The organism is Streptomyces sp. 12E, assembly GCF_055633275.1.
The window spans coordinates 6,527,590-6,553,391 of sequence record NZ_JBVNCJ010000001.1 but is presented as its reverse complement, the minus strand read 5'-3'; the positions used below and the strand labels follow the sequence as shown (position 1 = coordinate 6,553,391).

Genomic DNA, 25,802 nt, shown 5'->3' with positions numbered 1-25,802 from the left:
CGCCGGAGGCCGGACCCGGGGATCGGGGTCCGGCCTCCGGCGCGCGCGTCGGGAAGGTCGCCGCGGGGGTCAGCCGATGGAGACGCCCTTCGAGCTGAGGTAGGCGACCGGGTCCACGTCCGAGCCGTAGTTCGGGGTGGTGCGGATCTCGAAGTGCAGGTGCGGGCCGGTCGAGTTGCCGGTCGAGCCGGAGAGACCGACCTGCTGGCCGCCCGTCACGGTCTGGCCGGCCGAGACGGAGAGCGAGGACAGGTGGGCGTACTGGGCGTAGTAGCCGTCGTCGAGCTTGACGACGACCTGGTTGCCGTACGCGCCGGCCCAGCCCGCGGAGACGACGGTGCCCGCGCCGACGGCCTTCAGTGAGGTGCCGGTCGGGACGGCGAAGTCGACGCCGGTGTGGTAGCCGCTGGACCACATGCTGCCGGCCACCTTGTAGGCGGTGCCGAGACCACCGGCGCCGGGCACCGGGGAGCTGTGACCGGAGGCGCTCGCGGCCTGGCCGGTGTTCGCGGTCTGGGCGGAGGCGTCCGGGGAGGACTGCTCGGCGGGCTGCTCGACGGGCTGCTCCGCCGGCTGCTCGGTCCTCCGCTCCGGGGCCTGCGGGACCTCGACGGAGGACGGCTCCTGCGGCGCGCCCGTGGCGGCCTCGCCGTCGACGGAGAGCTCCAGACCGGGGTGGATGAGTGACGGGTCGTCACCGATGGCCCCGCGGTTGTCCGCGTAGAGCTTCTTCCAGCCGCCGTCGACGTTCTCCGCCTCGGCGATCTTCGCGAGGTAGTCGCCGGCCTTCACGGTGTACGTGCGGGCCTCGTCGCCCTTCTCGGCGACGGCCGTCCGGCCGGCGGAAAGGGACTGGACGGCCTTCTCGGGGGCGGTCTGCGGGGTGGCGGCGTGCGCGCCGGCGGCGCCGAGAAGCGGCAGGGCGAGTGCGGCGCCACCGGTTCCGGCGATGGCGATGGAGCGGGTGAAACGCTGGGCCTTGGTACGGCGGTGCTTACCCTTCGCGGGCATGTCGAATTCCTCTCCGGCGCCTACGAGGTGAGCTGTCGGGTGCGGGCTGGAGATGCCCGGCCGCGCTGTCGCGCGGCTTAACCCCGAGCCGTTCCGGGAACCGGAACAGGCGGTCGTACCTGTGGGTCCCCCGTTCCTGCCGTGGACGGGTCAGTGTGTGCGGGCTCCGGGCGGCGGCAGGACTAGGCGTCCGTCCGGATCGGTGGCGAACGTAAGCGACCCGGACGCGGAGGGACAAGCGCGAGGTTCACCGCGAACGCGATTTTTCGTGATCGACATGCGGAAAAGAGGTCACCGAGCGTCAGCCGGGACCCCCTTCCCCGCGCGAACTCCCTTGCCGCTCCACGAAATTACGTGAACATGGCGACAACGCATCGTCACGGGTATGACGATGCTCACGCACCCTCCCCCATCTCCTTTCTTTCCAGGTCAGGTTGTGGCGAAGTGCACCAATCGGACAGAACGCTCTAATCGTGCGATCACAGGCGCCGCAGCCGGAACACCGCGGCGTCCAGATCTCCCCGCAGGCCTGTGTGCAGCCCGTGGTGCAGCAGGACGGCACCCCGGTGCGTTTCGCCGGTTTCGCGGCATTCGTACGACGCCTCCGGGTCGAGGCCGCGCAGCCGGAGGGCCGGGACGGGCTCCCCGTGGTGCTGGGCCTGGAGGCAGGCGAGAACGACGGTCTCGTCACCGAGGACGTACTGCACCGCGCTCAGCCCGCCCTCCGGAGGGCGCAGCCGGTACAGGTCGCCGCGTTGCACGAGGGGCCGGATCTCCTTGTAGAGCGCGACCCACTCCCGCGCCTCGGCGAGCTCCTCCTCGGTCCACCGCGCGAGGTCGCCGCCGACGCCGAGCACCCCGGCCATGGCGCTGACGAACCGGAAGCGCAGTGAACTGACCCGTCCGTTGAGCATCGCGTTGGGGCTGTCGGTGACCCAGGCGGCCATCACCCGGGCCGGATGGATCTGGCTGAAGCCGTGCTGGATGGCGAGCCGGTCGAGCGGGTCGGTGTTGTCCGAGGTCCACACCTGGTCGGTACGGGAGAGGATCCCCAGGTCGATCCGCCCGCCGCCGCCCGAGCAGGACTCGAAGGCCACGCCCGGATGGGCCGCCCGCAACCGGTCCAGCAGGGCGTACAGGCCGCGCACGTGGTCGGTCCACAGCCGCTGCGGATACGGGTCGCCCGGCCAGCCGGCGTCGCTGAAGCAGCGGTTGAAGTCCCATTTCACATAGTCGACGGGGGCGCCGGAGAGCAGCCCGTCCAGCCGCTCCCAGAGGTACTCCCGGACGTCGTCGCGCGCGAGGTTGAGCACCAGCTGGTTGCGGAACTCCGTGCGCCGCCGGTCCGGCTGGAACTGCACCCAGTCGGGGTGCGCGCGGTACAGGTCGCTGTCGGGGTTGACCATCTCCGGCTCGACCCAGATGCCGAACTCCATCCCGAGCCCGTGCACGTGGTCGGCGAGGGGTTTCAGGCCGCCGGGGAAGCGGTCGGGGTTGGGCGTCCAGTCACCGAGCCCGGCCCGGTCGCTCGTCCGCGCCCCGAACCAGCCGTCGTCGACCACGAACAGTTCGACGCCCATCGCGGCGGCCCGCTGCGCGAGCGTCCGCTGCTGCTCCTCGGAGATGTCGAACCCGGTGGCCTCCCAGGAGTTGAACAGCACGGGCCGGTCCCGGTCCGCGTCCGGGACGACGTACGTCCGCTGGTAGGCGTGCCAGGCGCGGCTGGCGCCGCCGAAGCCGCCGTCGCTCCACAGACCGGCGAAGACCGGCGTGACGTACGTCTCCTCCGTGCCCAGCATCAGCAGGCCGGAGTCGTCGTGTCCCGCGCCTCCGGTGATCTGCACGCGCGCGTCGGGGAGCTGGGCGACGCAGATGCGCCAGGACCCGGACCAGCCGAGGGCGCAGCCGTAGACCTCGCCGCGCTCCTCGGTCGCGTCGGTGTCGAGCGCGACCCAGGGCAGGTGCTGGTGTCCGGTGTGTCCGCGGCGGCTGCCGATGACCTTCTCGCCGTGGCCGATCGGGGCGCGGGTCAGCCGGGACTCGGCGGCCCAGCGGCCGTGCAGCTGGGACAGCCGCCAGTGCTCCCGCTCGGGCAGGGTCCAGGTGGCGGAGTCGGCGCGCAGGAGCTCGACCGCGGGGCCCCGGTTGTGCAGGGTCACCCGGCGTTCGATCACGTCGTCGCACATCCGGTAGTGCAGGGTGACGGTCAGATCGCCGTCGCGGAAGCGGAGGCGGAGTTCGCCGTCGTCGCTCTCGTGGCCCTCGAAGGTCCACTCCGTGCCGCGCCGCCCGTCGGCGGTGCGTACGGACAGGGCGGGCCGGACGAAGCGGGGTCCGCCCTCGACGGGGTACTCCTCGCGCCCGTCCAGGCGGGACTCGAACGGCCAGTCGTCCGGCAGCGGGCGCGCGGCGAGGGCTTCCGCGTCGGCGAGCGCGATCCGCGCGCCCCAGTGCAGGTGCACCAGCTCGTCGCGGTCCGTGACATGGACCGCGTAGCTGCTGGCAGGCCCCGACAGGAGCCATGTACGACCGTCTTGGGAGACCTGCGTCACCGAACCTCCAACAGACCCGAACAGATGCGATCAGACACCAACATCATCGGGGGTGCGGGGACGGCCGGGCAATGCCTGTGGAGAACTCATTGCCCCAGGCAGGCATGTCGTATCGTCGAGTGACGCCCGTCGACGAGACCCGCCGGCGGCGCCGAGTGGGAGGAGTCCTTCGTGACGCAGCAGGTGCCGTCGACCGAACCCGAGCTGGCCGGAGTGCGCAACTTCCGCGACGTGGGCGGACTGCCGACCGTCGACGGCCGGCGGGTACGCCACGGGGTGCTGTTCCGCAGCGGCCACCTCGCCCACGCGACCGCGGAGGACGCCGCCTTTCTGTCCTCGCTCGGACTGCACACGGTCTTCGACTTCCGCAACGCGGCCGACCAGAAGCTGGAGGGCCCGGACGTCGTGCTGCCGGGGGTGCGCAATGTGAACCTGCCGCTCAGCGACCCGGCGGACGGCGCCGAATTCTGGAAGATGGTCCGCGACGGCGATCTGGAGCAGCTCCGCTCGATCCTCGCGGACGGCAAGGGCGCGGACCGGATGATCAGCTCCTATCGGATGATCATCAAGGAGCGCACCGCCGAGCACGCCCAGGTGCTGCGCTCGCTCGTCGAGGACAGCGTTCCGGCGCTGATGCACTGCGCGGCGGGCAAGGACCGCGCGGGACTCTCGGTGGCGGTGACGCTGCTCGCGGTGGGCGTCGAACGCGACGCGATCCTCGACGACTACCTGAAGTCCAACGCCAAGCACCGCCGCTACAAGGTGCGCCGCAGCGGCAGCTCCGCCTCGGCCTACTCCCCCGAGGTCATGGAGCTGCTCGACCCGCTGTTCGACGCGCGCGCGGAGTACCTGTCGGCGGCCTTCGAGACCGTCGAGGAGACCTGGGGCGGCGTGGACCCGTATCTGGAGCAGGCGCTCGGGCTCACTCCCGAGGACCGGGAGCGGCTGCGCGAGCGCCTGCTCGACTGAGACGGGCGCCCGGGGCGCCTACTTCTTCGGCGCCATCTCGAACAGGAAGTAGATGAAGGCCGCGAAGAGGTGCCCCACCACCACGTAGACGAACAGCCGCACCCACAGGGCCCGGGGGAGCTTCTCTTCCATGTCTTTGCCGGTCATGTCGCTTCTCCGTGGATCGGGCCCAGGCACAGCGCGGCCGTGGGACTCTGCAGCAGGGTGTGGACGAACAGCAGCTCGACCCCGTCGGGGTCGGCGGCGGCGATGCGGTGCGGGGTCAGCGAGTCGAAGTGCGCGCTGTCGCCCGGGGCGAGCCGGTGCAGGGCGTCCCCGAGGCGCAGCCGCAGCCGTCCCTTGAGGACGTACAGCCACTCCTCGCCGGGGTGGACGCGCACGATGTCGCCCTGGGAGCCGTACGGCACCTGGACCCGCAGCGCCTGCATGCCGCGCCCGGCGGCGCCGGCCTGCCAGTACGTCCAGCCGCCCGCCGCCGTGGACTCCATGTCGGCGGCGCGCACCACGGCGTCCCGGTCGGCGGCCGACTCACCGAGCAGCTCGGAGACCGTCGTACCGTAGGTGCGGGCGAGGGAGAGCAGCATCGGCAGCGAGGGCTGGCGCTGTCCGGTCTCCAGTCGGGAGAGGTGGGCGGGCGACAGGCCCGCGTCGTGGGCGGCGGCCTCGAGGGTGAGGGAGGCCCGTCGCCGCAGGGCGCGCAGCTGCGGCGCGACCGCGGGGAGCGCACCGGCCGCGGCCGGTTCGGCCGGTGGCCCGGTCTCGGAGGAGCTCATGCCTCCATTGAGCCCCGGATTTGCCTCAGGGGCAATTTTCTTGTCTCTGAGGCAAATCCGGGACGGGTGCGGGGCTCAGCGGTCGGCGACGGCCTGTTTCATCAGCGTCCTGCCGAACTCCCACACCAGGCCGCCGTCGTGCGCGTCGTCCATCACCGCGGTGAAGGCGTCCACGAACCGGTGCACGTCCCGCTCGTCGACGACGAGCGGCGGGATCAGTTTGATCACCTCCAGGCGGTCGCCGGAGACCTGGGTGAGGATGCGGTGCCGCTGCAGCAGCGGGACGACCACCATCTGCGCGAAGAGTCCCTTGCGGGCCGCCTGGAGCATGGTCCAGCGCGAGCGCAGTCTCAGCGACCGGGGACGGCCGAACTCGATGCCGATCATCAGGCCCCGGCCGCGGACGTCGGCGAGCAGCTCGTACTTCTCGGTCAGCGCGGCCAGCCGGCTCCGCAGCAGTTCGCCGGTGCTCCGGACGCGGTCGACGATCCGCTCGTCCTCCATGACCGACAGCACCGCGAGGCCCGCCGCCATGGCCTGGGCGTTGGCCCCGAAGCTGGCCGAGTGGACCAGCACCCGGTCCATCGACGAGTAGACCTTCCTGAAGATCCAGTCCCTGCCGATCGTGGCGCCCACCGGTACGTAGCCGCCGGAGAGCGCCTTGGCCACGCACACCAGGTCCGGCTCGACCCCCGCCTCGTGCTGGTAGGCGTAGAAGTCCCCGGTCCGGCCCAGCCCGGTCTGCACCTCGTCGGCGATCAGCAGCGCCTTGTGCCGGTGCAGCAGTTCCTGCGCGGCCCGCAGGTAGCCGGGCGGGGCCTCGTGCACGCCCTTGCCCTGGATCGGCTCCACGATCAGGGCGGCCACGTCCCCCTTGCGCAGCTCCCGCGCCAGCGCGTCGAGGTCGCCGAGCGGTACGGCCGTGTCGGGCAGCAGCGGGGCGAAGCCGTCCCGGAAGCCGGACTCGCCGTTGACGGAGAGCGAGCCGGCGGTCAGGCCGTGGAAGGCGTGCTCGCAGTACAGGACGCGCGGTCTGCCGGTCGCGTACCGGGCGAACTTCAGGGCGCCCTCCACGGCTTCCGTGCCGCTGTTGCCGAAGAACACCCGGTCCAGGTGGGGGCTGTGCGCGAGCAGCTTCTCGGCCAGCAGGCCGGGCAGCGGCTGGCAGTCGAAGCGGGTGAGGTCGGCGAGGGAGGCGTCCAGGACGTCGTGCAGCGCCTTGCGGACCACGGGGTGGTGGCGGCCCAGGCCCATCACCCCGAAGCCCGCGAGCATGTCCAGGTAGTCGTTGCCTTCCGCGTCGAAGAAGTGCGCCCCCTCCGCGCGCTCGTAGACCTTGTCGAAGCCGATGGTGCGCAGCATGCGCGGCAGCTGGTGGTTGAGGTACCGGGTGTGCAGCTCGTAGCGCTCGGCTCCGCGCTCGGCCAGCAGTGCGCCGAGGTCGAACTCCCCGGTCTGCGAGGACTCCGCGGTGGTCATGCCTGGGGCTCCTGTGGGTCCGGTGACTGTTCCGCCGGCTCTTCGCCGACGGCGAGGCCCGCGCTGATCCGGCCGGCGATCTCGACCGGGGTGAGGCCGATGTCGGCGAGCACCTCACCGCGTTTGGCGTGGGCGAGGAACTGCTCCGGGATGCCGAACCGCCGTACGGGCACGTCGGTCCCGGCGTCGCCCAGCGCCAGCGCCACCGCCGAACCGACCCCGGCCGCACGGCTGTTGTCCTCCACGACGGCCACCATGCGGTGCCCGGCGGCCAGTCGCGGGAGGGCCGGGTCGACGGGCTTGACCCAGCGGGGGTCGACCACGGTGCAGCCGGTGCCGCGGGATTCGAGCAGTTCGGCGGCCTTCAGACAGACCGGCGCCATCACGCCCACGGCCACGAGGAGCACCTCGGGGGCGTCCGCCCGGTGGAGTACGTCCATGCCGCCGACGCGGTCCAGCGCGGGGACGGCCGGGCCCACGGACTCCTTGGGGAACCTGATCAGGGTGGGGGCGTCGTCGACGGCGACCGCCTCGCGCAGCTGGGCGCGGAGCTGGTCGGCGTCGCGGGGCGCGGCGATGCGCAGGCCCGGGACGACCTGGAGGACGGACAGGTCCCACATGCCGTTGTGCGAGGGTCCGTCGACGCCGGTGACGCCTGCCCGGTCCAGGACGAAGGTCACACCGCACTTGTGCAGGGCCACGTCCATCAACAGCTGGTCGAAGGCGCGGTTGAGGAAGGTGGCGTAGACGGCGACGACCGGGTGCAGTCCGCCGGTCGCCAGGCCCGCCGCGGACACGGCCGCGTGCTGCTCGGCGATGCCGACGTCCCACACCCGGTCCGGGAACCGCTCGGCGAAGGCGCCGAGGCCGACCGGGTGCAGCATGGCGGCGGTGATCGCCACCACGTCCTCGCGTTCCTCGCCGATCCGGACGATCTCCTCGCCGAAGACGGAGGTCCAGGACGGGCCGCCGGACGGGGCGAGGGGCGCGCAGGTGAGCGGGTCCATCACGCCGACGGTGTGGAAGCGGTCCTCCTCGTGGGCGAGGGCGGGTTCGTAGCCGCGTCCCTTCTCGGTGAGGCAGTGGACCAGGACGGGCCCGTGGAAGCGTCTGGCGCGGCGCAGCGCGGACTCCACGGCCTTGATGTCGTGGCCGTCGATCGGGCCGAGGTACTTCAGGCCCAGGTCCTCGAAGAGGCCCTGCGGGGCGAAGGCGTCCTTGAAGCCCTTCTTCGCGCCGTGCAGCGCCTCGTAGAGGGGTGCTCCGATCACGGGGGTGCGCTGGAGCACGTCCTTGCCCCAGGCCAGCACCCGTTCGTAGCCGTCGGTGGTGCGCAGGGTGGCGAGGTGGTCGGCGAGCCCGCCGATGGTAGGGGCGTAGGAGCGTTCGTTGTCGTTGACGACGATGATCAGCGGCCGGTCCCTGGCCGCGGCGATGTTGTTCAGCGCCTCCCAGGCCATGCCGCCGGTGAGGGCGCCGTCGCCGACCACCGCGACGACGTGCCCCTTCTCCCCCCTCACCTGGCGGGCCTTGGCGAGCCCGTCGGCCCAGCCGAGGGCCGTGGAGGCGTGGCTGTTCTCGACGACGTCGTGCTCGGACTCCTCGCGGCAGGGGTAGCCGGACAGACCGCCCTTGCCGCGCAGCTTGGAGAAGTCCTGACGCCCGGTCAGGAGCTTGTGGACGTAGCTCTGGTGGCCGGTGTCCCATAGGATGCGGTCCACGGGCGACTCGAAGACCCGGTGCAGGGCGACGGTGAGCTCCACCACCCCGAGGTTGGGTCCGAGGTGCCCGCCGGTCCTGGCGACCGCGTGCACCAGGAACTCCCTGATCTCGTGGGACAGCGCGCCGAGTTCCGCCCCGGACAGCGCCTTCAGGTCACATGGTTGCCGGATGTTCTCCAGGATCGTCACGCTCGGTCCCCCTTCGGATTCCGTGCTGCTCAGCTCACGGTGACGGCCGGTTCCCCCGGCGCGGTGCCGTCCTTCTCCATCCGCTCGGCGATCTTCATCGCCTCCTCGATCAGCGTCTGAACGATCCTCGACTCGGGCACGGTCCTGATGACCTCGCCCTTCACGAAGATCTGGCCCTTGCCGTTGCCGGAGGCGACGCCGAGGTCGGCCTCGCGGGCCTCGCCGGGGCCGTTGACCACACAGCCCATGACGGCCACCCGCAGCGGCACCTCCATGCCCTCCAGGCCCGCGGTGACCTCGTCGGCGAGCTTGTAGACGTCGACCTGGGCACGGCCGCAGGAGGGACAGGACACGATCTCCAGCCGCCGCTCCCTGAGCCCCAGCGCCTGGAGGATCTGGATGCCGACCTTGACCTCCTCGACCGGCGGGGCCGACAGCGAGACGCGGATGGTGTCGCCGATGCCCTGGGAGAGCAGCGCGCCGAAGGCGACGGCCGACTTGACGGTGCCCTGGAAGGCGGGGCCGGCCTCGGTGACGCCGAGGTGGAGGGGGTAGTCGCACCGCTCGGCGAGCAACCGGTAGGCGTTGATCATCACCACCGGGTCGTTGTGCTTGACGGAGATCTTGATGTCCCGGAAGTCGTGCTCCTCGAAGAGGGACGCCTCCCACAGGGCGGACTCGACGAGCGCCTCGGGGGTCGCCTTGCCGTACTTCTGGAGCAGGCGCCGGTCCAGCGAGCCGGCGTTCACGCCGATGCGGATCGGGGTGCCGTGGTCCTTGGCCGCCTCGGCGATCTCCTTGACCTTGTCGTCGAACCGCTTGATGTTGCCGGGGTTGACGCGGACCGCCGCGCAGCCGGCCTCGATGGCCGCGAAGACGTACTTGGGCTGGAAGTGGATGTCGGCGATCACCGGGATCTGCGACTTCTTCGCGATCACCGGGAGGGCGTCGGCGTCGTCCTGCGTGGGGCAGGCCACACGCACGATCTGGCAGCCGGACGCGGTGAGCTCGGCGATCTGCTGGAGGGTCGCGCCGATGTCGGACGTGCGGGTCGTCGTCATCGACTGCACGGACACCGGGGCGCCGCCGCCGACCGCCACCGGGCCGACCTGGATGCGGCGCGACGCGCGCCGCTCGGCGAGCGGCGGCGCGGGCACCTCGGGGATCCCGAGCGGGACAGCCGTCACGGCCTCACTCCCTGTTCCCGGAGTTCCCGGAGACCGTCTCGCGCAGGGCGCGCAGCGACTCCTTCAGGGATCCCATGGTGGCGAGGACGGCGGTGGGCTCGTAGCCGCAGTGCGCCATGCAGTTGGCGCAGCGCGGGTCCTTGCCGCGGCCGTACCGGTCCCAGTCCGTGTCCTCGATCAGCTCCCGGTACGTCGGCACGTAGCCGTCGCTCATCAGGTAGCAGGGGCGCTGCCAGCCGAAGAGCGAGTAGTTCGGGATCGCCCACGCGGTGCACGGGAAGTCGACCCTGCCCTCGAGGAAGTCCAGGAACAGCGGGGAGTGGTTCAGCCGCCAGCGGCGCCGGTTGCCGCCCGCGAAGGCCTTCCTGAACAGCTCCCGGGTCTGCTCCACTCCCAGGAAGTGCTCCTGGTCGGGGGCCTTCTCGTAGGCGTAGGCGGGCGAGATCATCATCTCGTCGACCTCGAGCTCGTCGTTGAGGTAGTCGAGCACCTCGACGACCGTCTGCGGGGTGTCGGTGTTGAAGAAGGTCGAGTTGGTGGTGACCCGGAAGCCGCGCCGTTTGGCCTCCTTGATGGCCGCCACGGCCTCGTCGAACACGCCCTCCTTCGCCACCGACTCGTCGTGACGCTCGCGCAGCCCGTCGATGTGCACGGCGAACGCGAAGTAGGGCGAGGGGGTGAACCTGTCCATCTTCTTGCGCAGCAGCATGGCGTTGGTGCACAGGAAGACGTACTTGCGCCTGGCCACCAGCTGGCGCACGATCTCGTCGATCTGCGGGTGCATCAGGGGTTCGCCGCCGGCGATCGACACCATGGGCGCCCCGGACTCCAGGACCGCGCCGACGGCCTGGGCGACGGGCATCCGCTGCTTGAGCACCCCGGCCGGGTGCTGGATCTTGCCGCACCCCTCGCACTTGAGATTGCAGGCGAAGAGCGGTTCCAGTTCGACGATCAGCGGGAACTTGTCCCGCCCGCGGAGCTTCTGTTCGGCCAAGTATGTAGCGACCTTGACGGACTGACGCAGCGGCATGGCCATCTGGCTCACCTCCTGGGGAGCAGCAAGGAACGGTGCCATTCATGGAAAGCCGGGAACAGGGACCGGAGAACGCGGAAAGCCGATATTCCACCGCGCACCGTGCCGATCCGGACGAGCTCGTGTTCAGGAGCGTCCACGACCACCCGGACGGCCGCAACCGGGCGCTCGCCCGCCCGGACGGCGCTCAGGAGCGTGGCGGCGGATTCCATGTCGACCGCGATCGCGCCGGTCGCGAGCAGATCGGACCGCTCGTGGCCGCGGACGACGTGGTCGGATCCGGTGAGCGGACCGGTGTGGACGGCGCGTCCGGGCGCCACCCGTCCCAGCTCCTTCACCAGCAGTTCGGTCCCCACGCACGGGACGCTGCCGCGCGGGTCCCGGGTCTCCCCGGCGACGACCAGGTCGCCGGGGTGCATCCCGGGGGCGAGCCCGGCACAGAAGCCCGTGGCGAGGACGGCCGCCCGGTCCAGGCCCGGGTCGGCGAGCATCCGGGTGACGGAGCGCTCGGCCGCCGCCGGCCCCATGCCCGTGCGCAGGACGGTGACCGGCCCGCCCGAAGCGCCCCGTTCGCGCCTGCGCAGGGCGAACTGCTCGATGCCGAGCGCGCAGGCGATCAGCAGCGGGACCGGGGCGGGCCGGGGGCTCATCAGCTTCCCTTCGCCTCGGCGAGCGGCTGCCCCGGCCCGGTCCTCGCCACGGCCGGTTTCCCGCCGGCCGGCTCCCCGTGCACGTACCGGCCGAGCGCGGTGAGCGGGAAGACCTGCCGGTAGAGGTGGTAGTTGATGGAGAAGTCCCAGGGGAAGCCGGTGCCGGTGAAGTACGGCTCGTCCCAGGAGCCGTCCTCGCGCTGGGTGGCCGCCAGCCACTCGATGCCGCGCTCGACGGCCCTGGAGCCCCGCTCTCCCGCCGCCAGCAGGGCCATGAGCGCCCAGGCGGTCTGTGAGGCGGTGGAGGCGCCGCGGCCGGCCCACTCCCGGACGTGGCGGTAGGAGCGCAGGTCCTCGCCCCAGCCGCCGTCGTCGTTCTGCACCTTCTCCAGCCAGGCCACGGCCCGCCGGATCGCCGGGTGCGAGACGGGGAGCCCGGCCGCGGTCAGCGCGGGGACGACCGAGCCGGTGCCGTAGAGGTAGTTGACGCCCCAGCGTCCGAACCAGGAGCCGTTCGGCTCCTGTTCGGCGAGCAGCCACTGGATGCCGCGCCGGGTGCGCGGGTCGTGGGCGAGGCCCTCCACGGCGAGCATCTCCACGACGTGCGCGGTGACGTCGGCCGACGGCGGGTCGATGACCTCGCCGAAGTCGCAGAAGGGCAGCCGGTTGGGGAACGGGCTGGTGTTGTCGACGTCGAACGCGCCCCAGGCGCCGTTCCTCGACTGCATGCCGAGGTTCCAGCGCACCCCGCGCCCGACGGCGTTGTCCAGCCGCTCGGGGTCGTGGTGCTTGACCCGGCGCAGCGCGAGGACCACCTCGGCGGTGTCGTCGATGTCCGGGTAGTTGTCGTTGTGGAACTCGAACGCCCAGCCCCCGGGCGGCAGGTGGGGCCGGCGCACGGACCAGTCGCCGGGCCGCACGACCTGCTCGCCGAGCATCCAGTCGGCGGCCTTGACCAGTTGCGGGTGGTCGGCGGGCAGGCCCGCGTCGGCCAGCGCGATGGTGGCGAGGCAGGTGTCCCACACCGGGGACTGGCAGGCCTCGATCATCCGGGCCCCGTCCTCGCGCCACACGGCGAACCGGTCCAGCGACTCCAGGCCCGCGCGCATCACCGGGTGGTTCAGGTCGTACCCGAGCAGGTGCAGCGCGATGATCGAGTACACCGCCGGGGGCTGGATGCCGCCCCAGCAGCCGTCGTTCTCCTGCCGTTCGATGATCCAGCGGGCGGCGGTGTTCATGGCCGCTCTGCGCAGCCGGCGCGGGACGGCTCTGCGCAGCGTGTGCAGGGCCCTGTCCAGCCGCTGGAAGGCGCCGTCCCAGCTGTTCGCCGGGGCGAGCGGCCGGGGAGGACTGGGGCGGTGCGGGTCGGTGTGCAGCTCGTCCAGCGGGAACGGGGCGGGGCGCACCGGCCGCTCGGCGGAGACGATGGTCAGTGGCACGATGGTCTGCCGGGCCCAGCAGCCGAAGTCGTAGATGTTGAGCGGCGCCCAGGACGGGAACCAGATCAGCTCGGGCGGGAGTTCGGGCAGGTCCTCCCACTTCCACCAGCCGAACAGGGCCAGCCAGATCCGGGTGAAGACGCGGGAGGCGGCGATGCCGCCCCGCCCGCGGATCCATGCGGAGGCCCTCGCCATGTGCGGGGCGTCGGGCGGATCGCCGGCCAGCCGCAGCGCGACGTACGCCTCGATGGTGGCGGAGAGGTCGCCGGGGCCGCCGTGGAAGGTGGCCCAGGTGCCGTCCTCGCGCTGCTCCCCGCGGACGAACAGGGCGGCGGCGCGGGTGATGTCCTCGTCGCGGATGCCGAGGAACTGCCGCAGCAGCAGGTCCTCGGCGTCCATCGTGACGTTGGTCTCGAGGTCGCCCTTCCACCAGCCCTGGTCGTCCTGCCGGGACAGCAGGAAGTCGGCGGCGCGCCGCATGGCACGGGCGGCGATGTCGGGAACCCCGGCCGCCTCGGGGATGTCGGTGTCGTTTTCGCTGGCCGCGGCCACCGCGGGCGGCAGGGCCGCCCCGGTGCTTCCGTCGGTCGTCGCTGTCATGGCTTCCCCTTCGTGCAGTCCTGCGAGTGGTGTCTGCTGTGGGTCCGCCGTCGGCCGGTGCCGCTCTCCCCTGGGGCGCCGGCCGGCGACTACGCGAGGGCTATTCGACCGATAGTGATCATCTCTTTCGTACGACGACGAAGTCCGCGAGCGCCGTGAACCGTTCCCGCACCGGGTCGGGCATGTTCACGGCGTGCAGGGCCTCGATGGCGATGGTGTGCTGACGGCGTGCCTCCTCGGCGGTCCAGTCGCGGCCGCCGGCCTCCTCGATGAGGGCGGCACGGGCCGCGAACTCCTCCTCGGAGAAGTTCGCGAAGTCGCTGCTCTTGGCGTCGGCGGCGAGGATCTCGCCGAGCCGCTCGGAGGCGGGGCCGCCCGCCGCGAGCGCGGCCACGACCGGGAGGGACTTCTTGCGCTGGCGCAGGTCGCTCCAGGTCTGCTTGCCGGTGGACTCCGGGTCGCCCCAGATGCCGAGGAGGTCGTCGACGGCCTGGAAGGCCAGGCCGAGGTGGTAGCCGTACGTCTCCAGCGCGTCGGCGGTGCGGTCGTCGGCGCCGCCGAGCACCGCGCCGATGGAGCTGGCGCAGGCGAGCAGGGCGCCGGTCTTGTTGCCCTCCATCTCCAGGCACTCCTCGACGCTCACGCGGTCGCGGTGCTCGTAGGAGATGTCCTGGGCCTGGCCGTCGATGAGCGAGCGGCTGGCGGTGGTCAGCCGGCGCGTGGCGCGGCCCGCCTCGACGGTGCCGAGTTCCAGCAGCACCTCGTTGGCCAGGGCGAACAGGGCGTCCCCGACCAGGATGGCCTGGGCGGGGCCGTGCACCTTCCAGACGGTGTCGCGGTGCCGGCGCTGTTCGTCGCCGTCCATCAGGTCGTCGTGCAGGAGCGAGAAGTTGTGGACCAGTTCGACGGCGACCGCGCCGGGCACGCCGGTCTCCGGGGCGGCCCCGGTGACCTCGGCGGACAGCACGGCGAGGGCGGGACGCACGGCCTTGCCGCCGTCGCCGTCCGCGGGCCGGCCGAGGGCGTCGATCCAGCCGAAGTGGTAGGCGGCGACCGTGTCCATGGGAGGCGCCAGGCGGTCGACGGCCGCCCGCAGTACCGGCGTGGCCAGGGTCCGCCCGCGCTCCAGGAGCGCGGACACGTCCACCGCGGTCCTTCGAGCGGCCTGCGAGGCCGGGGGCACAGTGGGCACAGTCTCTCCTCTTGTTGCGGTACCGGAAGTGCGGAGGTCCTCCGCGCCGCGTTCGTCAACCCTCACCGAGCCCACCTCGCAGTGCGACGCCGGTCTCCTCCGGATGGTGGCCGGAGGTCCGGGAGGTGTCCCCCGGGAAGGCGGGGTGCGCCGCCTCCTCCAGGGCGAAGAGACGGCGGGGGCGGGGCCGGCCGAGGGCGCTCAGCGCGGCGTCCGCCGCGCCGACGCCGCTGCGGACCGCACTCTCCATGGTCGCGGGCCACCCGGTGGCGGTCCACGCTCCGGCCAGGTACAGGCCGGGGGCCTTGGTGCGGGCGCCGGGCCTGAGGCGTCCGACGCCGGGTGCGGGAACGAACGTGGCGGTGCGCTCCCTGGTGACGAAGAAGTCCTCGACCCGGGCGTCGCGGGTGCGCGGCAGCAGCCGCCGCAGTTCGGGCAGGTAGCGCTCGCGCAGCGCGGCGACCGGCTCGTCGATGTCGTCCTGGGCGACCGACTGGGACAGCGCCAGGTACTGGCCGCGCTTCAGACCGGAGGCGTCGGTGCGGTCGAAGACCCACTGCACGGGGGTGCCGAGGGCGGCGAGGAAGGGCCGGGCGAGCACCTTGCGGTCGTAGACGACGTGCACGTTGAGGATCGGGGCGGTGCCGATGGCGAGCAGCCGTTCGGGGGCGTCGAGCGCGCCCGCGGGCAGCAGGTCGTACGCCTCGCGCTGCGGTACGGCCAGGACGACCGTGTCGGCGTGGATCGTCTCGCCCGGGACCCGGACGCTCCATCCCCCGTCCCCGCGCGCGGAGACGGAGGCGACCCGGGTACGGACCTCGGTGCGCACGCCCGCGGAGTCGAGCGCCCTGCGGGCGAGCCGGTCGTGCAGTTCGCCCAGCGGCACCCGGGCCCAGCCGATGTCGGCCGCCGAAGGGTCGGACAGCAGACCGGTCTTGAACACCATCGCGGCGAGCGACAGGGACGTGTCGCCCGCGACCGCGTTGAGGGTGGCGACCCCGACCAGGTCCCACAGGGCCTCGACGGCGCGCGCCGACTGGCCGTGCGCGGCCAGCCAGCTGCCGAAGTCCTGGGCGTCCAGGGCCGGATCGGTGAGGTCGAGTCCCTTCAGCGCGAGTGCGGCCCGGACCGTCCGGGCCCGGTCGGCGAGCGAGAGGTGCGGATACGTGGCGAGGCTGCGTCCCAGGTGCAGGGGGACCGGCAGCGCGTCGCGCCGCAGCCTGCCGAGCCGCCGCCCCTCGGGGCGCGCGACGTCGAGCACGGGCACGTCGAGGCGGTCCTGCAGCGGCGCCAGCGCCGCGCCGTCGATCCGGTCGAGGAACCAGCGGTAGGCGGTGCAGCAGCGCAGGTACACGTGCTGGCCGTTGTCGACGGTCAGGTCGCCGCGCCGGAAGGAGAAGGCGAGCCCGCCCAGGCGCGGCCGGCCTTCGAGCAGGGTGACGCCCACCCCGGCGTCGGCGAGCGCCAGCGCGGCGGTGACACCGGCCAGCCCGCCGCCGACGACGACGGCGTGCCGTCCCGCCGGGACGGGGCCGTCCGTGAGCGGCTCCCCGGAGCGTGTGCCGTGGCTCATGCGCCCTCCCCTGCCCGGCCGGCGCTCCGCTCGGACGGTGCGGGGCCGGTCGTCTCGGTAGGGGACGCGGCGTCGTGGCGGAGGGTTGCCCGCCGCTTTCCGCCGGGGTGCGGGGTGTCCATCAGGCGCGCCTCCTGACGGTGCGCCGGCTCAGGTGCCGGGTGTCCAGGCCGGACAGGCCGCGCACCGCGACGTAGGCCTTCTCGCGTCCGGGCAGGGAGACCCGGCCGCGCAGCACCGCCCCGGGGTCGCGCTCGATGCGGTCCAGGAGCCGGCGGTAGATCCCGGCCATGGCGGCGACGCAGGCGCCGCTGCGCCGGTCGAGCATGGGGAGCAGCCGGTAGCCCTCGGCGAAGAGGGCGCGGGCCCTGCGCACTTCGAAGTGGACCAGGCCCGCGAAGTCGGCGCCCTGCGGTGGGGTCGGCCCGCCGAACCCGGCCGAGCAGCCGAACTTGGCGAGGTCGTCGGCGGGCAGGTAGGTGCGTCCGCCCTCGGCGTCCTCGCGGACGTCGCGGAGGATGTTGGTGAGCTGGAGGGCGAGGCCGAGGGTGTCGGCGTACTCGGGCGCGCGTTCGACGCCGCGCGCGCCCGGTTCGGTGCCGAACACGCCGAGCGAGAGCCGTCCGATGGCGCCCGCGACACAACGGCAGTAGGCCTTGAGGTCGTCCCAGGTCTCGTAGGTCTCGCCGCGTACGTCCATCTGGACGCCGTCGATGAGTTCGTCCAGACCGCCGAGCGGGATCGGGAAGTGCTCGGCGGCGTGGGCGAGGGCGACCGCGACCGGGTCGGTGTCGTCCTCGTCGACCGCGCCGTCGCGGACCCGGGTGAGCAGCGCCCGGGTGTCCTCCAGCCGGGCCACCTTGACGTCGTTCGCCAGCGGGCCGTCGCCGATGTCGTCGACGCGCCGGGAGAACGCGTACAGCGCCGACATCGCGCGCCGCTTGGGCGTCGGCAGCAGCCGGATGCCGTAGGCGAAGTTGCGCGCCTGCTGTCCGGTGACGGCCTCGCAGTAGCTGTAGGCGGCGAGTACCGGTGCGGACGCGGGTGGTTGCGACTCCACGGTCCGGATCACTCCTTTTTTCCTCGCAGAGTCACGCCCGCCTCGCGCAGCAACTGGACCTTGCCGGGCTTGGGCGGGCCGGGAAGTACGTCGTACCCGGCGGCGGCGATCGCGTGGAGGGCCGCCCTTCCTCCCGCCACGAAGCCCGCGAGCAGCAGCCGGAGCCTGCCCTGGACGCTGCCCACGAGGGGGGCTCCCTCATCCAGCAGGTCCCGGGCGCGTTGCGCCTGGTACGCGACCAGCGCGCGCACCGATGCGCCGGCGGTGGGCACGGCGAGGTCCGCCTCCTGGACGTGGAAGCGCTTCATGTCCGTGGCGGGCAGGTAGACGCGGTCACGGCCGAGGTCCTCGGCGACGTCCTGGAGGTGCTCGACGATCTGGAGGGCGGTGCAGACCGCGTCGGAGCGGCGGACGCGCTCGGGCGTCGAGGTGCCGGTGACGGCGAGGACGAGGCGGCCGACGGGGTTGGCCGACAGTTCGCAGTAGGCGAGCAGGTCGTCGTAGGTCTCGTAGCGCTTGACGAGCTGGTCCTGACGGTTGGCGGCGATCAGGCCGCGGAAGGGCTCGGGGGTGAGCCCGTGGCGGCGGACCGTCGGCCGGAGCCGGCGCAGCAGTGGATGGCGCGGCGCGGGGCCGACCGGATCGAACACCCGGTTCAGGTCCGCCTCGAAGGCGTCCAGCAGCGTCAGCCGGTCCTCGGCCGCCTCTTCGGACACCCCGAGGAGGCGGGCGTCGGCGCCGCCGGGGGCCAGGTCACCGTCGCCGATGTCGTCGACCAGACGGGCGAACCCGTACACCGCCATGAGGTCGTCGCGCCAGGGCCGGGGCAGGAAGAAGGGGGCCACGGGGAAGTTCTCGGCGGCGGCCTTGTCGAGGGTGGCGCGCTCGGGGTCGACGGCACGTGCCGCGGCCGGGGGCGTCATCGCGGACTGCCATGGGCGGGGACGGCACACGCTGCGCCCAGCCGGGGAGTCTCCGTAGCCATTGCCGTCACATCTCCCGTTCTACACTGCTGACCCAATGCACACTATTTCGGACACGCCGCCCAGGCTTCCGCCCCGCGGCATCGCTGGATGATGTCGGGCATTATGGCCCTGATTGCCGCCTTTCGGGACCGGTACAGCTTACGTTGCACAACGCGGCGTGCGACCGCGGGGGTCTGCGCACACCACGACAACTCACCGGCCGGCGTCAGGGTTCCGCGCGGCGGCCGGAGTTGACGCCTCCTTCGCGGACGCCGGGCCCCGCCGGACGGTTCCGGCGGGGCCCGGCCCGCATCGGGCTACTTCCCCGTGAACTTCTCGTACTCCCTGAGCACCTCGTCGGTGGGCCCGTCCATGCGCAGCTCACCGCGTTCCAGCCAGAGCACGCGGTCGCAGGTGTCGCGGATCGACTTGTTGTTGTGGCTGACCAGGAACACCGTGCCGGCCTGCTTGCGCAGCTCCCGGATGCGCGCCTCGGAGCGCTTCTGGAACTTGCGGTCGCCGGTGGCCAGCGCCTCGTCGATCATCAGGACGTCGTGGTCCTTGGCGGCGGCGATGGAGAAGCGCAGCCGGGCCGCCATGCCGGAGGAGTAGGTGCGCATCGGCAGGGTGATGAAGTCGCCCTTCTCGTTGATCCCGGAGAAGTCGACGATCTCCTGGTAGCGGGCCTTGATCTGTTCGCGGGACATACCCATGGCGAGCCCGCCCAATATGACGTTCCGCTCGCCGGTCAGGTCGTTCATCAGGGCGGCGTTGACGCCGAGCAGGGAGGGCTGGCCGTCGGTGTAGACCTTGCCCCGCTCGGCGGGCAGCAGTCCGGCGATGGCCCGCAGCAGGGTCGACTTGCCCGAGCCGTTGGAGCCGATCAGGCCGATGGCCTCGCCCCGGTAGGCGACGAAGGAGACTCCGCGCACGGCGTGCACCTTGCGCACGCCCCGCTCCTCGCCCCGCCTCACGATGCGGCTGAGCGCCGCCGTGGCGCTGCCCTTGCCGGTCCTCGCGCCGTTGACGCGGTAGACGATGTGCAGATCGTCGGCGATGACCGTGGGGATCTTCTCGTCGGTGGTGTCAGCCACGGCCGTACCTCTCCTCAGCCTTCCAGAAGTAGACGAACCCGATCACGCCGGCCAGCAGCGCCCAGCCCAGCGCGAACGCCCACACGTGCGGGGGCAGGTACGAGGAGCCGTAGTCGTCGATCAGCGCGAAACGGACCAGGTCCATGTAGACCGCGGCCGGGTTCCACTGCAGCACGTCGGCCAGCCAGCCGGGCACGTCCTTGTCCCGCAGCATCGCCGGGATGCTGAACATCACGCCGGAGGCGTACATCCAGGTGCGCAGCACGAACGGCATCAGCTGGGCCAGGTCGGGCGTCTTGCTGCCCATCCGCGCGAAGACCAGCGCGAGCCCGGTGTTGAACACGAACTGCAGCAGCAGCGCCGGGACCACCAGCAGCCACGACCACGCGGGCAGACTGCCGAAGGCCATCACCACGGCGACCAGCACGATCATCGAGAACAGCAGCTGCTGCAGCTGCTGCAGCGCGAACGAGACGGGCAGCGAGGCGCGCGGGAAGTGCAGCGCCCGCACCAGCCCCAGGTTCCCCGAGATCGCCCGCACCCCCGCCAGCACCGAGCTCTGGGTGAAGGTGAACACGAACACGCCCGTCACCAGGAACGGCACGTACACGTCCTTCGGAATGCCCCGGTTGGCGCCCAGCAGCAGGCCGAAGATGAAGAAGTACACCGCCGCGTTCAGCAACGGGGTCGCCACCTGCCACAGCTGGCCCAGCTTGGCCTGGCTGTACTGGGCGGTCAGCTTCGCCCGGGAGAAGGCGACGATGAAGTGCCGCCGGTCCCAGAGCTGACGGACGTACTCGACGAGGGACGGCCGGGCACCGCTGACGGACAGCCCGTACTTGGCGGCGAGCCGGTCCGCCGTCAGGCCCTCGTCGGGCGGCACGGACGCGGTGGCCGCGGCCGTGCCGTCGTGCGTGGTCTCACTCACTGGTGGAAAACTTTCGTCCTCGAGATGCGCGGCCCGCGAAGGGCCTGGCCTGAGCCGGGGAGCCTGGTACGGCCCCGATGTTCCCGGATACGAGCTTGTCAGATGACAGGGGGCCGGCCCAGTCGGGTCAGCCGCCACACCGTACGCCACTTCATGGGCCGGCGGGGTCCGCAGGGGGTGGCCCAGCCCTCCCTGAATCCACCGAACCACGCCTTCAGGGCGGAGCGCGAGGGCCTGCGCAGGAGGGTGAGGAGCATCCAGACGCCCAGATAGGCCGGGATCAGGAGCGCGGGAAGGTTGCGACGGGCCAGCCAGACCCGGTTGCGGGCGACCATGCGGTGGTAGACCGCGTGCCGGGAGGGGGCGGTGGTCGGGTGGTACAGCACCATGTCGGACCGGTAGTCGATCATCCAGCCGGCGTCGAGGGCCCGCCAGGCGAGGTCGGTCTCCTCATGGGCGTAGAAGAACTCGTCCGGCAGTCCGCCGACCTCGGCGAAGACCTTGGTGCGCACGGCGTTGGCACCGCCGAGGAAGGTGGTCACCCGGGAGGAGCGCATCGGGTCGGAGGCGCGCAGCCGGGGCACGTGGCGGCGCTGGGTGAGCCCGGTCTCCGGGTCGGCGATGCGGAAGCTGATGATGCCGAGCGCCGGGTCGGCCGCGAAGGCCTCGCGGCACAGCTCGGCGGTGTCGTGGCCGGCGAGCAGGCCGTCGTCGTCCAGGAACAGCAGGACGTCGACGTCGGTGCCGCCGGGGCCGAAGGCCTCGATGCCGACGTTGCGGCCGCCGGGGATGCCGAGGTTCTCCGGCAGTTCGACGGTGCGTACGCCCTCGGGGACCTCGGGGACGGGCGAGCCGTTGCCGACGACCACGACCTGGACCGGGTCGCCGTCCTGCTTGGCGACCGAGTCCAGCAGGGCACGCAGCTCGTCGGGGCGGTTGCCCATGGTGATGATCACCGCGCCGACCTTCATGCCCGCGCTCACTTCAGCCTGCTGGAGGCGAGGACGGACACCAGGTGCAGCAGGGTCTGCAGCAGGGCGATGCCGGCCAGGACGGCGGTGCCCAGGCGGGTGAAGAACAGGTCGCCCCAGGCCGCGTCCGCGATCGCGAGGACCAGGATCAGCAGGGACGCCTCGATGCCGAGGATGAGGCGGTGGAACTTGAACGCGGCGGCGGCCCGGCGGGCCAGCGCCATGCCGGAGGAGCGCATCTCGGAGGCGGCCTCCTTCACCGGCGGCAGCCCGTTCTGGTGGCGGGCGACGCCGACGAGGTCGGTCTCGGCCTTGATCAGGACCGCGCCGAGGGCGGCCAGGGTGCCGAGGAAGGCCCAGAGCCAGTCGATCCGTCCGGGACCCCACGGGTCGGCGGCGCGCAGGCCGAGACCGACCAGGACGGCCGCGTCGGTGAGATAGGCGCCGACCCGGTCCAGGTAGACCCCGCCGAGCGAGTACTGCTTCCGCCAGCGCGCTATCTCGCCGTCGACACAGTCCAGCAGCAGGTACATCTGGACGGCGACCACGCCGAGGACGGCCCCCGTGATCCCCGGCACCAGCAGCGCCGGGGCCGCGAGGACGCCGAAGACGGTCATCAGGTACGTGAGCTGGTTGGGGGTGATCCTGGTGTTCACCAGGTAGCGGTCCACCCGCAGGGACACCTCGCGCATGTAGAGGCGCCCCATCCAGTGCTCACCGCTGCGCCGGTCCTTGACCCCCGGGGGGTGCACGACCGGACGGAGTTCAGCTACCGATGGCCTTGACATAGTCGGCGTAGACGTCCTTGATCTGTTCGGTCTTCAGGTCGAGATGTTCGAGGATGGTGAAGCGTCCGGGGCGGGTCTCCGGGGCGAACTCCACGGCCCGGACGAATTCGTCCGGCGTGAACCCGATCTCCTCCGGCAGCACCGGAAGCCCGTGCCGGCGCAGCACCTCGGCCATGTGGGCCGATTCCTCGTGGGCGCCGCGCAGGTACATCGCGAAGGCGGCGCCCAGTCCGCACTGCTCTCCGTGGGCGGCGGCCCGTTTGGGGTAGAGCAGGTCGAAGGCGTGGTTGATCTCGTGGCAGGCGCCGGAGGAGGGACGGGAGTCGCCCGACACGGACATGGCGATGCCGGTGAGGACCAGTGCCTCGGCCAGCACCTGCAGGAAGCCGTCGTCGCCGGCCCCGCCCGGATGCCGCAGCACCGCCTCGCCGGCCTGCCGGGCCATGGCGGCGGCCAGGCCGTCGATCTTCTCCCCGTTGATCCGATGGGCCAGTTCCCAGTCGGCGACCGCGGAGATGTTGGAGATGGCGTCGCCGATGCCGGACCGCACGAAACGGATCGGGGCCTCACGGATGACGTTGAGGTCGATGACGACCGCGATCGGGTTCGGCACGCCGTACGAGCCGCGGCCGGCGTCGTTGTCGAGGGTGGCGACCGGCGAGCAGAGGCCGTCGTGCGCGAGGTTGGTGGCGACGGCGACCAGGGGCAGGCCGACGCGCGCCGCCGCGAACTTGGCGCAGTCGATGATCTTCCCGCCGCCGAGGCCCACGACCGCGTCGTAGTGGCCGGCCTTTATGTCGCCCGCCAGCCGGACCGCGTCGTCGATGGTGCCGCCGCCGACCTCGTACCACTCGGCGCCGGGCAGCGAGGGCGCGATCCGCTCGCGCAGCCGGGCGCCCGAGCCGCTGCTGACGGCGATGGCCAGCCGGCCGGACTGCGAGATGCGCTCGTCGGCGAGGACGCAGCCCAGATCGTCGAGGGCGCCCGGGCGGATGTCCACGACGACCGGTGAGGGGATCAGCCGGGTCAGTACTGGCACGCGATCTCCCGTCCGCGGGCGAGGTCGTCGTGGTTGTCGATCTCCACCCACTTGACGTCGCCGATCGGTGCCACATCGATCCGGAAGCCGCGGTTCACCAGTTCCTGGTAGCCGTGCTCGTAGAACTGCTGCGGGTCGGTCTCCCACACGGTCCTCAGCGCGTCGGCGAGCTCGTCGGCGGCGTCGCCCTCGATGAGGGTGACGCCGATGTACTCGCCGGTGGCCTCGGCGGGGTCCATCAGCTTGGTGATCTTCGTCATGCCCTTGGCGGGGTCGACGACGACCTTCATCTCCTCGTCGGCGAGCTGCTTGACCGTGTCGAGGGCGAGGATGATCCGCTTGCCCTCGCCGCGGGCGGCGAGCAGGGTCCGCTCGACGGAGACCGGGTGCACGGTGTCGCCGTTGGCGAGGATCACGCCGTCCTTGAGGGCGTCACGGCCGCACCACAGGGAGTAGGCGTTGTTCCACTCCTCGGCCTTGTCGTTGTCGATGAGGGTGAGCTTGAGGCCGTACTTCGCCTCCAGGGCCGCCTTGCGCTCGTACACGGCCTCCTTGCGGTAGCCGACGATCACCCCGACCTCGGTCAGACCGATCTCGGCGAAGTTGCCGAGGGTGAGGTCCAGGACCGTCGGTTCGCCCTCTATGCCCGCGGGCCCCACCGGCACCAGCGCCTTGGGAAGGCTGTCGGTGTAGGGGCGCAGACGCCGTCCGGCGCCGGCCGCCAGCACGAGGCCGATCATGCGGTTTCTCCTTCATCGTGTACGGCGGGCGCCCCTGAGGACGCCCAGAAGCGGATGCTCTCGACGAGCACCACCAGGGCCACGGCCACGGCGAGGACCGTGAGCGCGACCGTGAACTGCGAGGCGGTGAGCAGGGCCGCCAGGACGGCGACCACCAGGGTGCGGCCCTCGTGCCCCCCGATCGCCCGCACCAGCCAGCGCGGGGACGCGCCCGCGTTGCCGCGGATGCGGTAGACCGTGTCGTAGTGATGGTAGGCGACCGCGGCCACCAGCCCGTAGGCCGCGGGCAGGGCTCCGTTCACGTCCGCGTCGGCCGCCAGTGCCAGGACGGTGCCGTACTCGGCGGCCCGGAGGAACGGCGGGACCAGCCAGTCGAGGGCGCCCTTGAGGGGACGGGCGACGGCGAGGGCGGAGGTCAGGACGTAACCGCAGGCGGCGACGGTCGTCCAGGGACCGCCGAAGCCGGTGAGCACGGCCGTGGCGACGACCGCGAGACCGCCCAGCAGGGCGACGGCGGGGGCGGTGAAGCCGGGCAGGTGCCGCGCGGGGTTCTTCAGCGGGCCGGTGAGGACCTGGGCGAGCGGGCCGGAGTCGGCGAGGTCCGCCAGCGCCCGCGCCGCCCGGTCGGTGCGGCGGGCCTTGCGGGTCAGCGAGCGCAGGACGCGGCCCGCCGTGGTGTACGCCGCGGCGAAGGCGCAGCCGACGAGAAGGGCGTAGAAGGTGATCCGGGGGGTGGTGACGGCCGTGAGGACGGCGATCATCGCCCAGCGTTCGCCGATGGGCAGGACGATCATGCGGCGCACCCAGACCGTCCAGCCGACGCTGTCGAGCCTGTCGGAGAGGGCGGCGGTGGGGCTGGTGTTGGCGGTGGCGTCAGCGCCCACGACGTGCGCCTCGTTGAAGGAGAAGTCCACGACGTGCCGGCAGGTCTGCAGGACCATCGCGCCGAGGGCGAGGGCCCACACGTCGTCGCCGCCGCGGGCGGCTCCGAGGGCGAGGCCCGCGTAGTAGGCGTACTCCTTGGCGCGGTCGAAGGTGGCGTCGAGCCAGGCGCCGAGGGTGGAGTACTGCAGGGAGTAGCGGGCGAGCTGGCCGTCGGCGCAGTCCAGCACGAAGGAGGCGATGAGCAGCGCGCCGGCGGCGGCGAAGCCGCCTCGGGTGCCGGTGGCGGCGCAGGCCGCGGCTATGAGCGCGGTGAGCAGGGAGGCGGTGGTGACCTGGTTGGGGGTCAGTCCGCGGCGGGCGCACCAGCGGGCGATGTAGCGCGAGTACGGGCTGATGAAGTGGGTGGTGAAGAAGCCGTCGCGGGCCTTGACGGCCGACTTCAGGCGTACGGCCTCGTCGTCGACGGCGGCGACGGCCTGCCGGGCCTCGTTGCGGGTCTGGGGGTCGCCGGGGACGGTGGCGACGAGGCTGCCGAGCTCGGGCCGGTGCACGTCGGCGCCGTCGGCGTCGAGGGCGGCGACGACCCGGTCGGCGAGGCCGTCGACCGGGGTGGTGCCGCCGGCCGGCCCGGCGGGGGCCGCGGAGCGCTCGCGGGCCAGCGCGCGGCTCAGGGCCTGGCGGCCGGCCGGCTGGGCGGTGACGGCGCCGGGGACCGCGGAGAGCGGGAAGCGGGGGTCGGTGAGACCGAGGCGCAGCGCGTGCGCGTGGCCCACGAAACGGGCGTCGACCACGGCGACCCGCTGCCCCGCGGGCACCCCCGCGAGCAGGGTCTCGGCCTCGGCGGCGCCGGCTGCGGTCCGTACGTCGAATCCGAGGGAGCGCAGATCGCCCTCGAGTGACGAACCGGGGACCGGCTGGCCGGTGAGGATGGCGGTCGACAACCGAATCTCACTCCCTGGGTGCC

23 protein-coding genes and 1 riboswitch are annotated in these 25,802 nt (G+C 72.3%); of the genes, 1 reads left to right on the top strand and 22 read right to left on the bottom strand.

Going from position 1 to position 25,802, the window contains the following annotated elements:
- Window positions 1-69 precede the first annotated feature (69 nt).
- Entirely contained in the window at window positions 70-1,011 is a 942-nt protein-coding gene (locus ACZ8ZB_RS30060) for a M23 family metallopeptidase (RefSeq protein ID WP_470740751.1), read from the bottom strand.
- A 4-nt stretch (window positions 1,012-1,015) separates the two neighbouring features.
- A riboswitch (cyclic di-AMP (ydaO/yuaA leader) is annotated at window positions 1,016-1,170 on the bottom strand.
- A gap of 320 nt (window positions 1,171-1,490) precedes the next feature.
- The gene (locus ACZ8ZB_RS30055; RefSeq protein ID WP_470740750.1) at window positions 1,491-3,563 is read right to left on the bottom strand and encodes an alpha-galactosidase; all 2,073 of its coding nucleotides are present in this window, start codon (window positions 3,561-3,563) and stop codon (window positions 1,491-1,493) included.
- A gap of 171 nt (window positions 3,564-3,734) precedes the next feature.
- On the opposite strand from ACZ8ZB_RS30055, the gene ACZ8ZB_RS30050 reads away from it, so the two are divergent.
- A complete protein-coding gene (locus ACZ8ZB_RS30050; protein WP_470740749.1) occupies window positions 3,735-4,532 on the top strand; it encodes a tyrosine-protein phosphatase in 798 nt (265 codons plus the stop codon).
- Window positions 4,533-4,550: 18 nt separating this feature from the next.
- Here ACZ8ZB_RS30050 and ACZ8ZB_RS30045 read toward each other — a convergent pair whose 3' ends face one another.
- The 20 genes from ACZ8ZB_RS30045 to ACZ8ZB_RS29950 all read right to left on the bottom strand — a co-directional run bounded on the left by ACZ8ZB_RS30045 (window position 4,551) and on the right by ACZ8ZB_RS29950 (window position 25,779).
- On the bottom strand, window positions 4,551-4,679 hold the full coding sequence (locus ACZ8ZB_RS30045) for a DUF6126 family protein (protein ID WP_073935004.1): 129 nt from the start codon (window positions 4,677-4,679) through the stop codon (window positions 4,551-4,553).
- Window positions 4,676-5,305: a helix-turn-helix domain-containing protein gene (locus ACZ8ZB_RS30040; RefSeq protein ID WP_470740748.1), complete on the bottom strand. Its 630-nt coding sequence runs from the start codon at window positions 5,303-5,305 to the stop codon at window positions 4,676-4,678. The genes ACZ8ZB_RS30045 and ACZ8ZB_RS30040 overlap by 4 nt, the downstream gene beginning before the upstream one ends.
- 75 nt (window positions 5,306-5,380) lie before the next feature.
- Window positions 5,381-6,784, bottom strand: a complete 1,404-nt coding sequence (locus tag ACZ8ZB_RS30035) for an aspartate aminotransferase family protein (RefSeq protein WP_470740747.1) — start codon at window positions 6,782-6,784, stop codon at window positions 5,381-5,383.
- Window positions 6,781-8,694 (bottom strand): 1-deoxy-D-xylulose-5-phosphate synthase, encoded by a 1,914-nt coding sequence (gene dxs, locus ACZ8ZB_RS30030; RefSeq protein ID WP_470740746.1) that lies wholly within the window; start codon window positions 8,692-8,694, stop codon window positions 6,781-6,783. The genes ACZ8ZB_RS30035 and dxs overlap by 4 nt, the downstream gene beginning before the upstream one ends.
- Window positions 8,695-8,723: 29 nt before the next feature.
- Window positions 8,724-9,881: a flavodoxin-dependent (E)-4-hydroxy-3-methylbut-2-enyl-diphosphate synthase gene (ispG, locus tag ACZ8ZB_RS30025; RefSeq protein ID WP_470740745.1), complete on the bottom strand. Its 1,158-nt coding sequence runs from the start codon at window positions 9,879-9,881 to the stop codon at window positions 8,724-8,726.
- A 4-nt stretch (window positions 9,882-9,885) separates the two neighbouring features.
- Window positions 9,886-10,917, bottom strand: coding sequence for an adenosyl-hopene transferase HpnH (gene hpnH, locus ACZ8ZB_RS30020; protein WP_470740744.1), 1,032 nt, complete (start codon window positions 10,915-10,917; stop codon window positions 9,886-9,888).
- A 5-nt stretch (window positions 10,918-10,922) separates the two neighbouring features.
- A complete protein-coding gene (locus tag ACZ8ZB_RS30015) occupies window positions 10,923-11,564 on the bottom strand; it encodes a 5'-methylthioadenosine/S-adenosylhomocysteine nucleosidase family protein (protein WP_470740743.1) in 642 nt (213 codons plus the stop codon).
- On the bottom strand, window positions 11,564-13,603 hold the full coding sequence (gene shc, locus ACZ8ZB_RS30010; RefSeq protein WP_470740742.1) for a squalene--hopene cyclase: 2,040 nt from the start codon (window positions 13,601-13,603) through the stop codon (window positions 11,564-11,566). The genes ACZ8ZB_RS30015 and shc overlap by 1 nt, the downstream gene beginning before the upstream one ends.
- Window positions 13,604-13,721: 118 nt before the next feature.
- Window positions 13,722-14,786: a polyprenyl synthetase family protein gene (locus ACZ8ZB_RS30005; protein WP_470741611.1), complete on the bottom strand. Its 1,065-nt coding sequence runs from the start codon at window positions 14,784-14,786 to the stop codon at window positions 13,722-13,724.
- A 64-nt stretch (window positions 14,787-14,850) separates the two neighbouring features.
- Window positions 14,851-16,368, bottom strand: coding sequence for a hydroxysqualene dehydroxylase HpnE (hpnE, locus tag ACZ8ZB_RS30000; protein ID WP_470740741.1), 1,518 nt, complete (start codon window positions 16,366-16,368; stop codon window positions 14,851-14,853).
- The gene (locus tag ACZ8ZB_RS29995; protein WP_470740740.1) at window positions 16,365-16,490 is read right to left on the bottom strand and encodes a DUF6380 family protein; all 126 of its coding nucleotides are present in this window, start codon (window positions 16,488-16,490) and stop codon (window positions 16,365-16,367) included. The genes hpnE and ACZ8ZB_RS29995 overlap by 4 nt, the downstream gene beginning before the upstream one ends.
- Window positions 16,490-17,440 (bottom strand): presqualene diphosphate synthase HpnD, encoded by a 951-nt coding sequence (gene hpnD / locus ACZ8ZB_RS29990; protein WP_470740739.1) that lies wholly within the window; start codon window positions 17,438-17,440, stop codon window positions 16,490-16,492. Before hpnD ends, ACZ8ZB_RS29995 begins: the two co-directional genes overlap by 1 nt.
- Entirely contained in the window at window positions 17,437-18,351 is a 915-nt protein-coding gene (hpnC, locus tag ACZ8ZB_RS29985) for a squalene synthase HpnC (RefSeq protein ID WP_470740738.1), read from the bottom strand. The genes hpnD and hpnC overlap by 4 nt, the downstream gene beginning before the upstream one ends.
- A gap of 359 nt (window positions 18,352-18,710) precedes the next feature.
- Entirely contained in the window at window positions 18,711-19,487 is a 777-nt protein-coding gene (locus tag ACZ8ZB_RS29980) for an ABC transporter ATP-binding protein (protein WP_470740737.1), read from the bottom strand.
- Window positions 19,480-20,415 carry an ABC transporter permease gene (locus tag ACZ8ZB_RS29975; RefSeq protein ID WP_470740736.1) on the bottom strand — a complete coding sequence of 312 codons (936 nt, stop codon included), beginning with the start codon at window positions 20,413-20,415 and terminating at the stop codon, window positions 19,480-19,482. The genes ACZ8ZB_RS29980 and ACZ8ZB_RS29975 overlap by 8 nt, the downstream gene beginning before the upstream one ends.
- Window positions 20,416-20,513: 98 nt before the next feature.
- On the bottom strand, window positions 20,514-21,386 hold the full coding sequence (locus ACZ8ZB_RS29970) for a glycosyltransferase family 2 protein (protein WP_470741610.1): 873 nt from the start codon (window positions 21,384-21,386) through the stop codon (window positions 20,514-20,516).
- An 8-nt stretch (window positions 21,387-21,394) separates the two neighbouring features.
- On the bottom strand, window positions 21,395-22,174 hold the full coding sequence (locus ACZ8ZB_RS29965; RefSeq protein ID WP_470740735.1) for a CDP-alcohol phosphatidyltransferase family protein: 780 nt from the start codon (window positions 22,172-22,174) through the stop codon (window positions 21,395-21,397).
- Entirely contained in the window at window positions 22,152-23,213 is a 1,062-nt protein-coding gene (locus ACZ8ZB_RS29960) for an iron-containing alcohol dehydrogenase family protein (RefSeq protein WP_470740734.1), read from the bottom strand. The genes ACZ8ZB_RS29965 and ACZ8ZB_RS29960 overlap by 23 nt, the downstream gene beginning before the upstream one ends.
- Window positions 23,201-23,953, bottom strand: a complete 753-nt coding sequence (locus ACZ8ZB_RS29955; RefSeq protein ID WP_470740733.1) for a phosphocholine cytidylyltransferase family protein — start codon at window positions 23,951-23,953, stop codon at window positions 23,201-23,203. The genes ACZ8ZB_RS29960 and ACZ8ZB_RS29955 overlap by 13 nt, the downstream gene beginning before the upstream one ends.
- Window positions 23,950-25,779, bottom strand: a complete 1,830-nt coding sequence (locus ACZ8ZB_RS29950; protein ID WP_470740732.1) for a DUF5941 domain-containing protein — start codon at window positions 25,777-25,779, stop codon at window positions 23,950-23,952. The genes ACZ8ZB_RS29955 and ACZ8ZB_RS29950 overlap by 4 nt, the downstream gene beginning before the upstream one ends.
- Window positions 25,780-25,802: the final 23 nt, after the last annotated feature.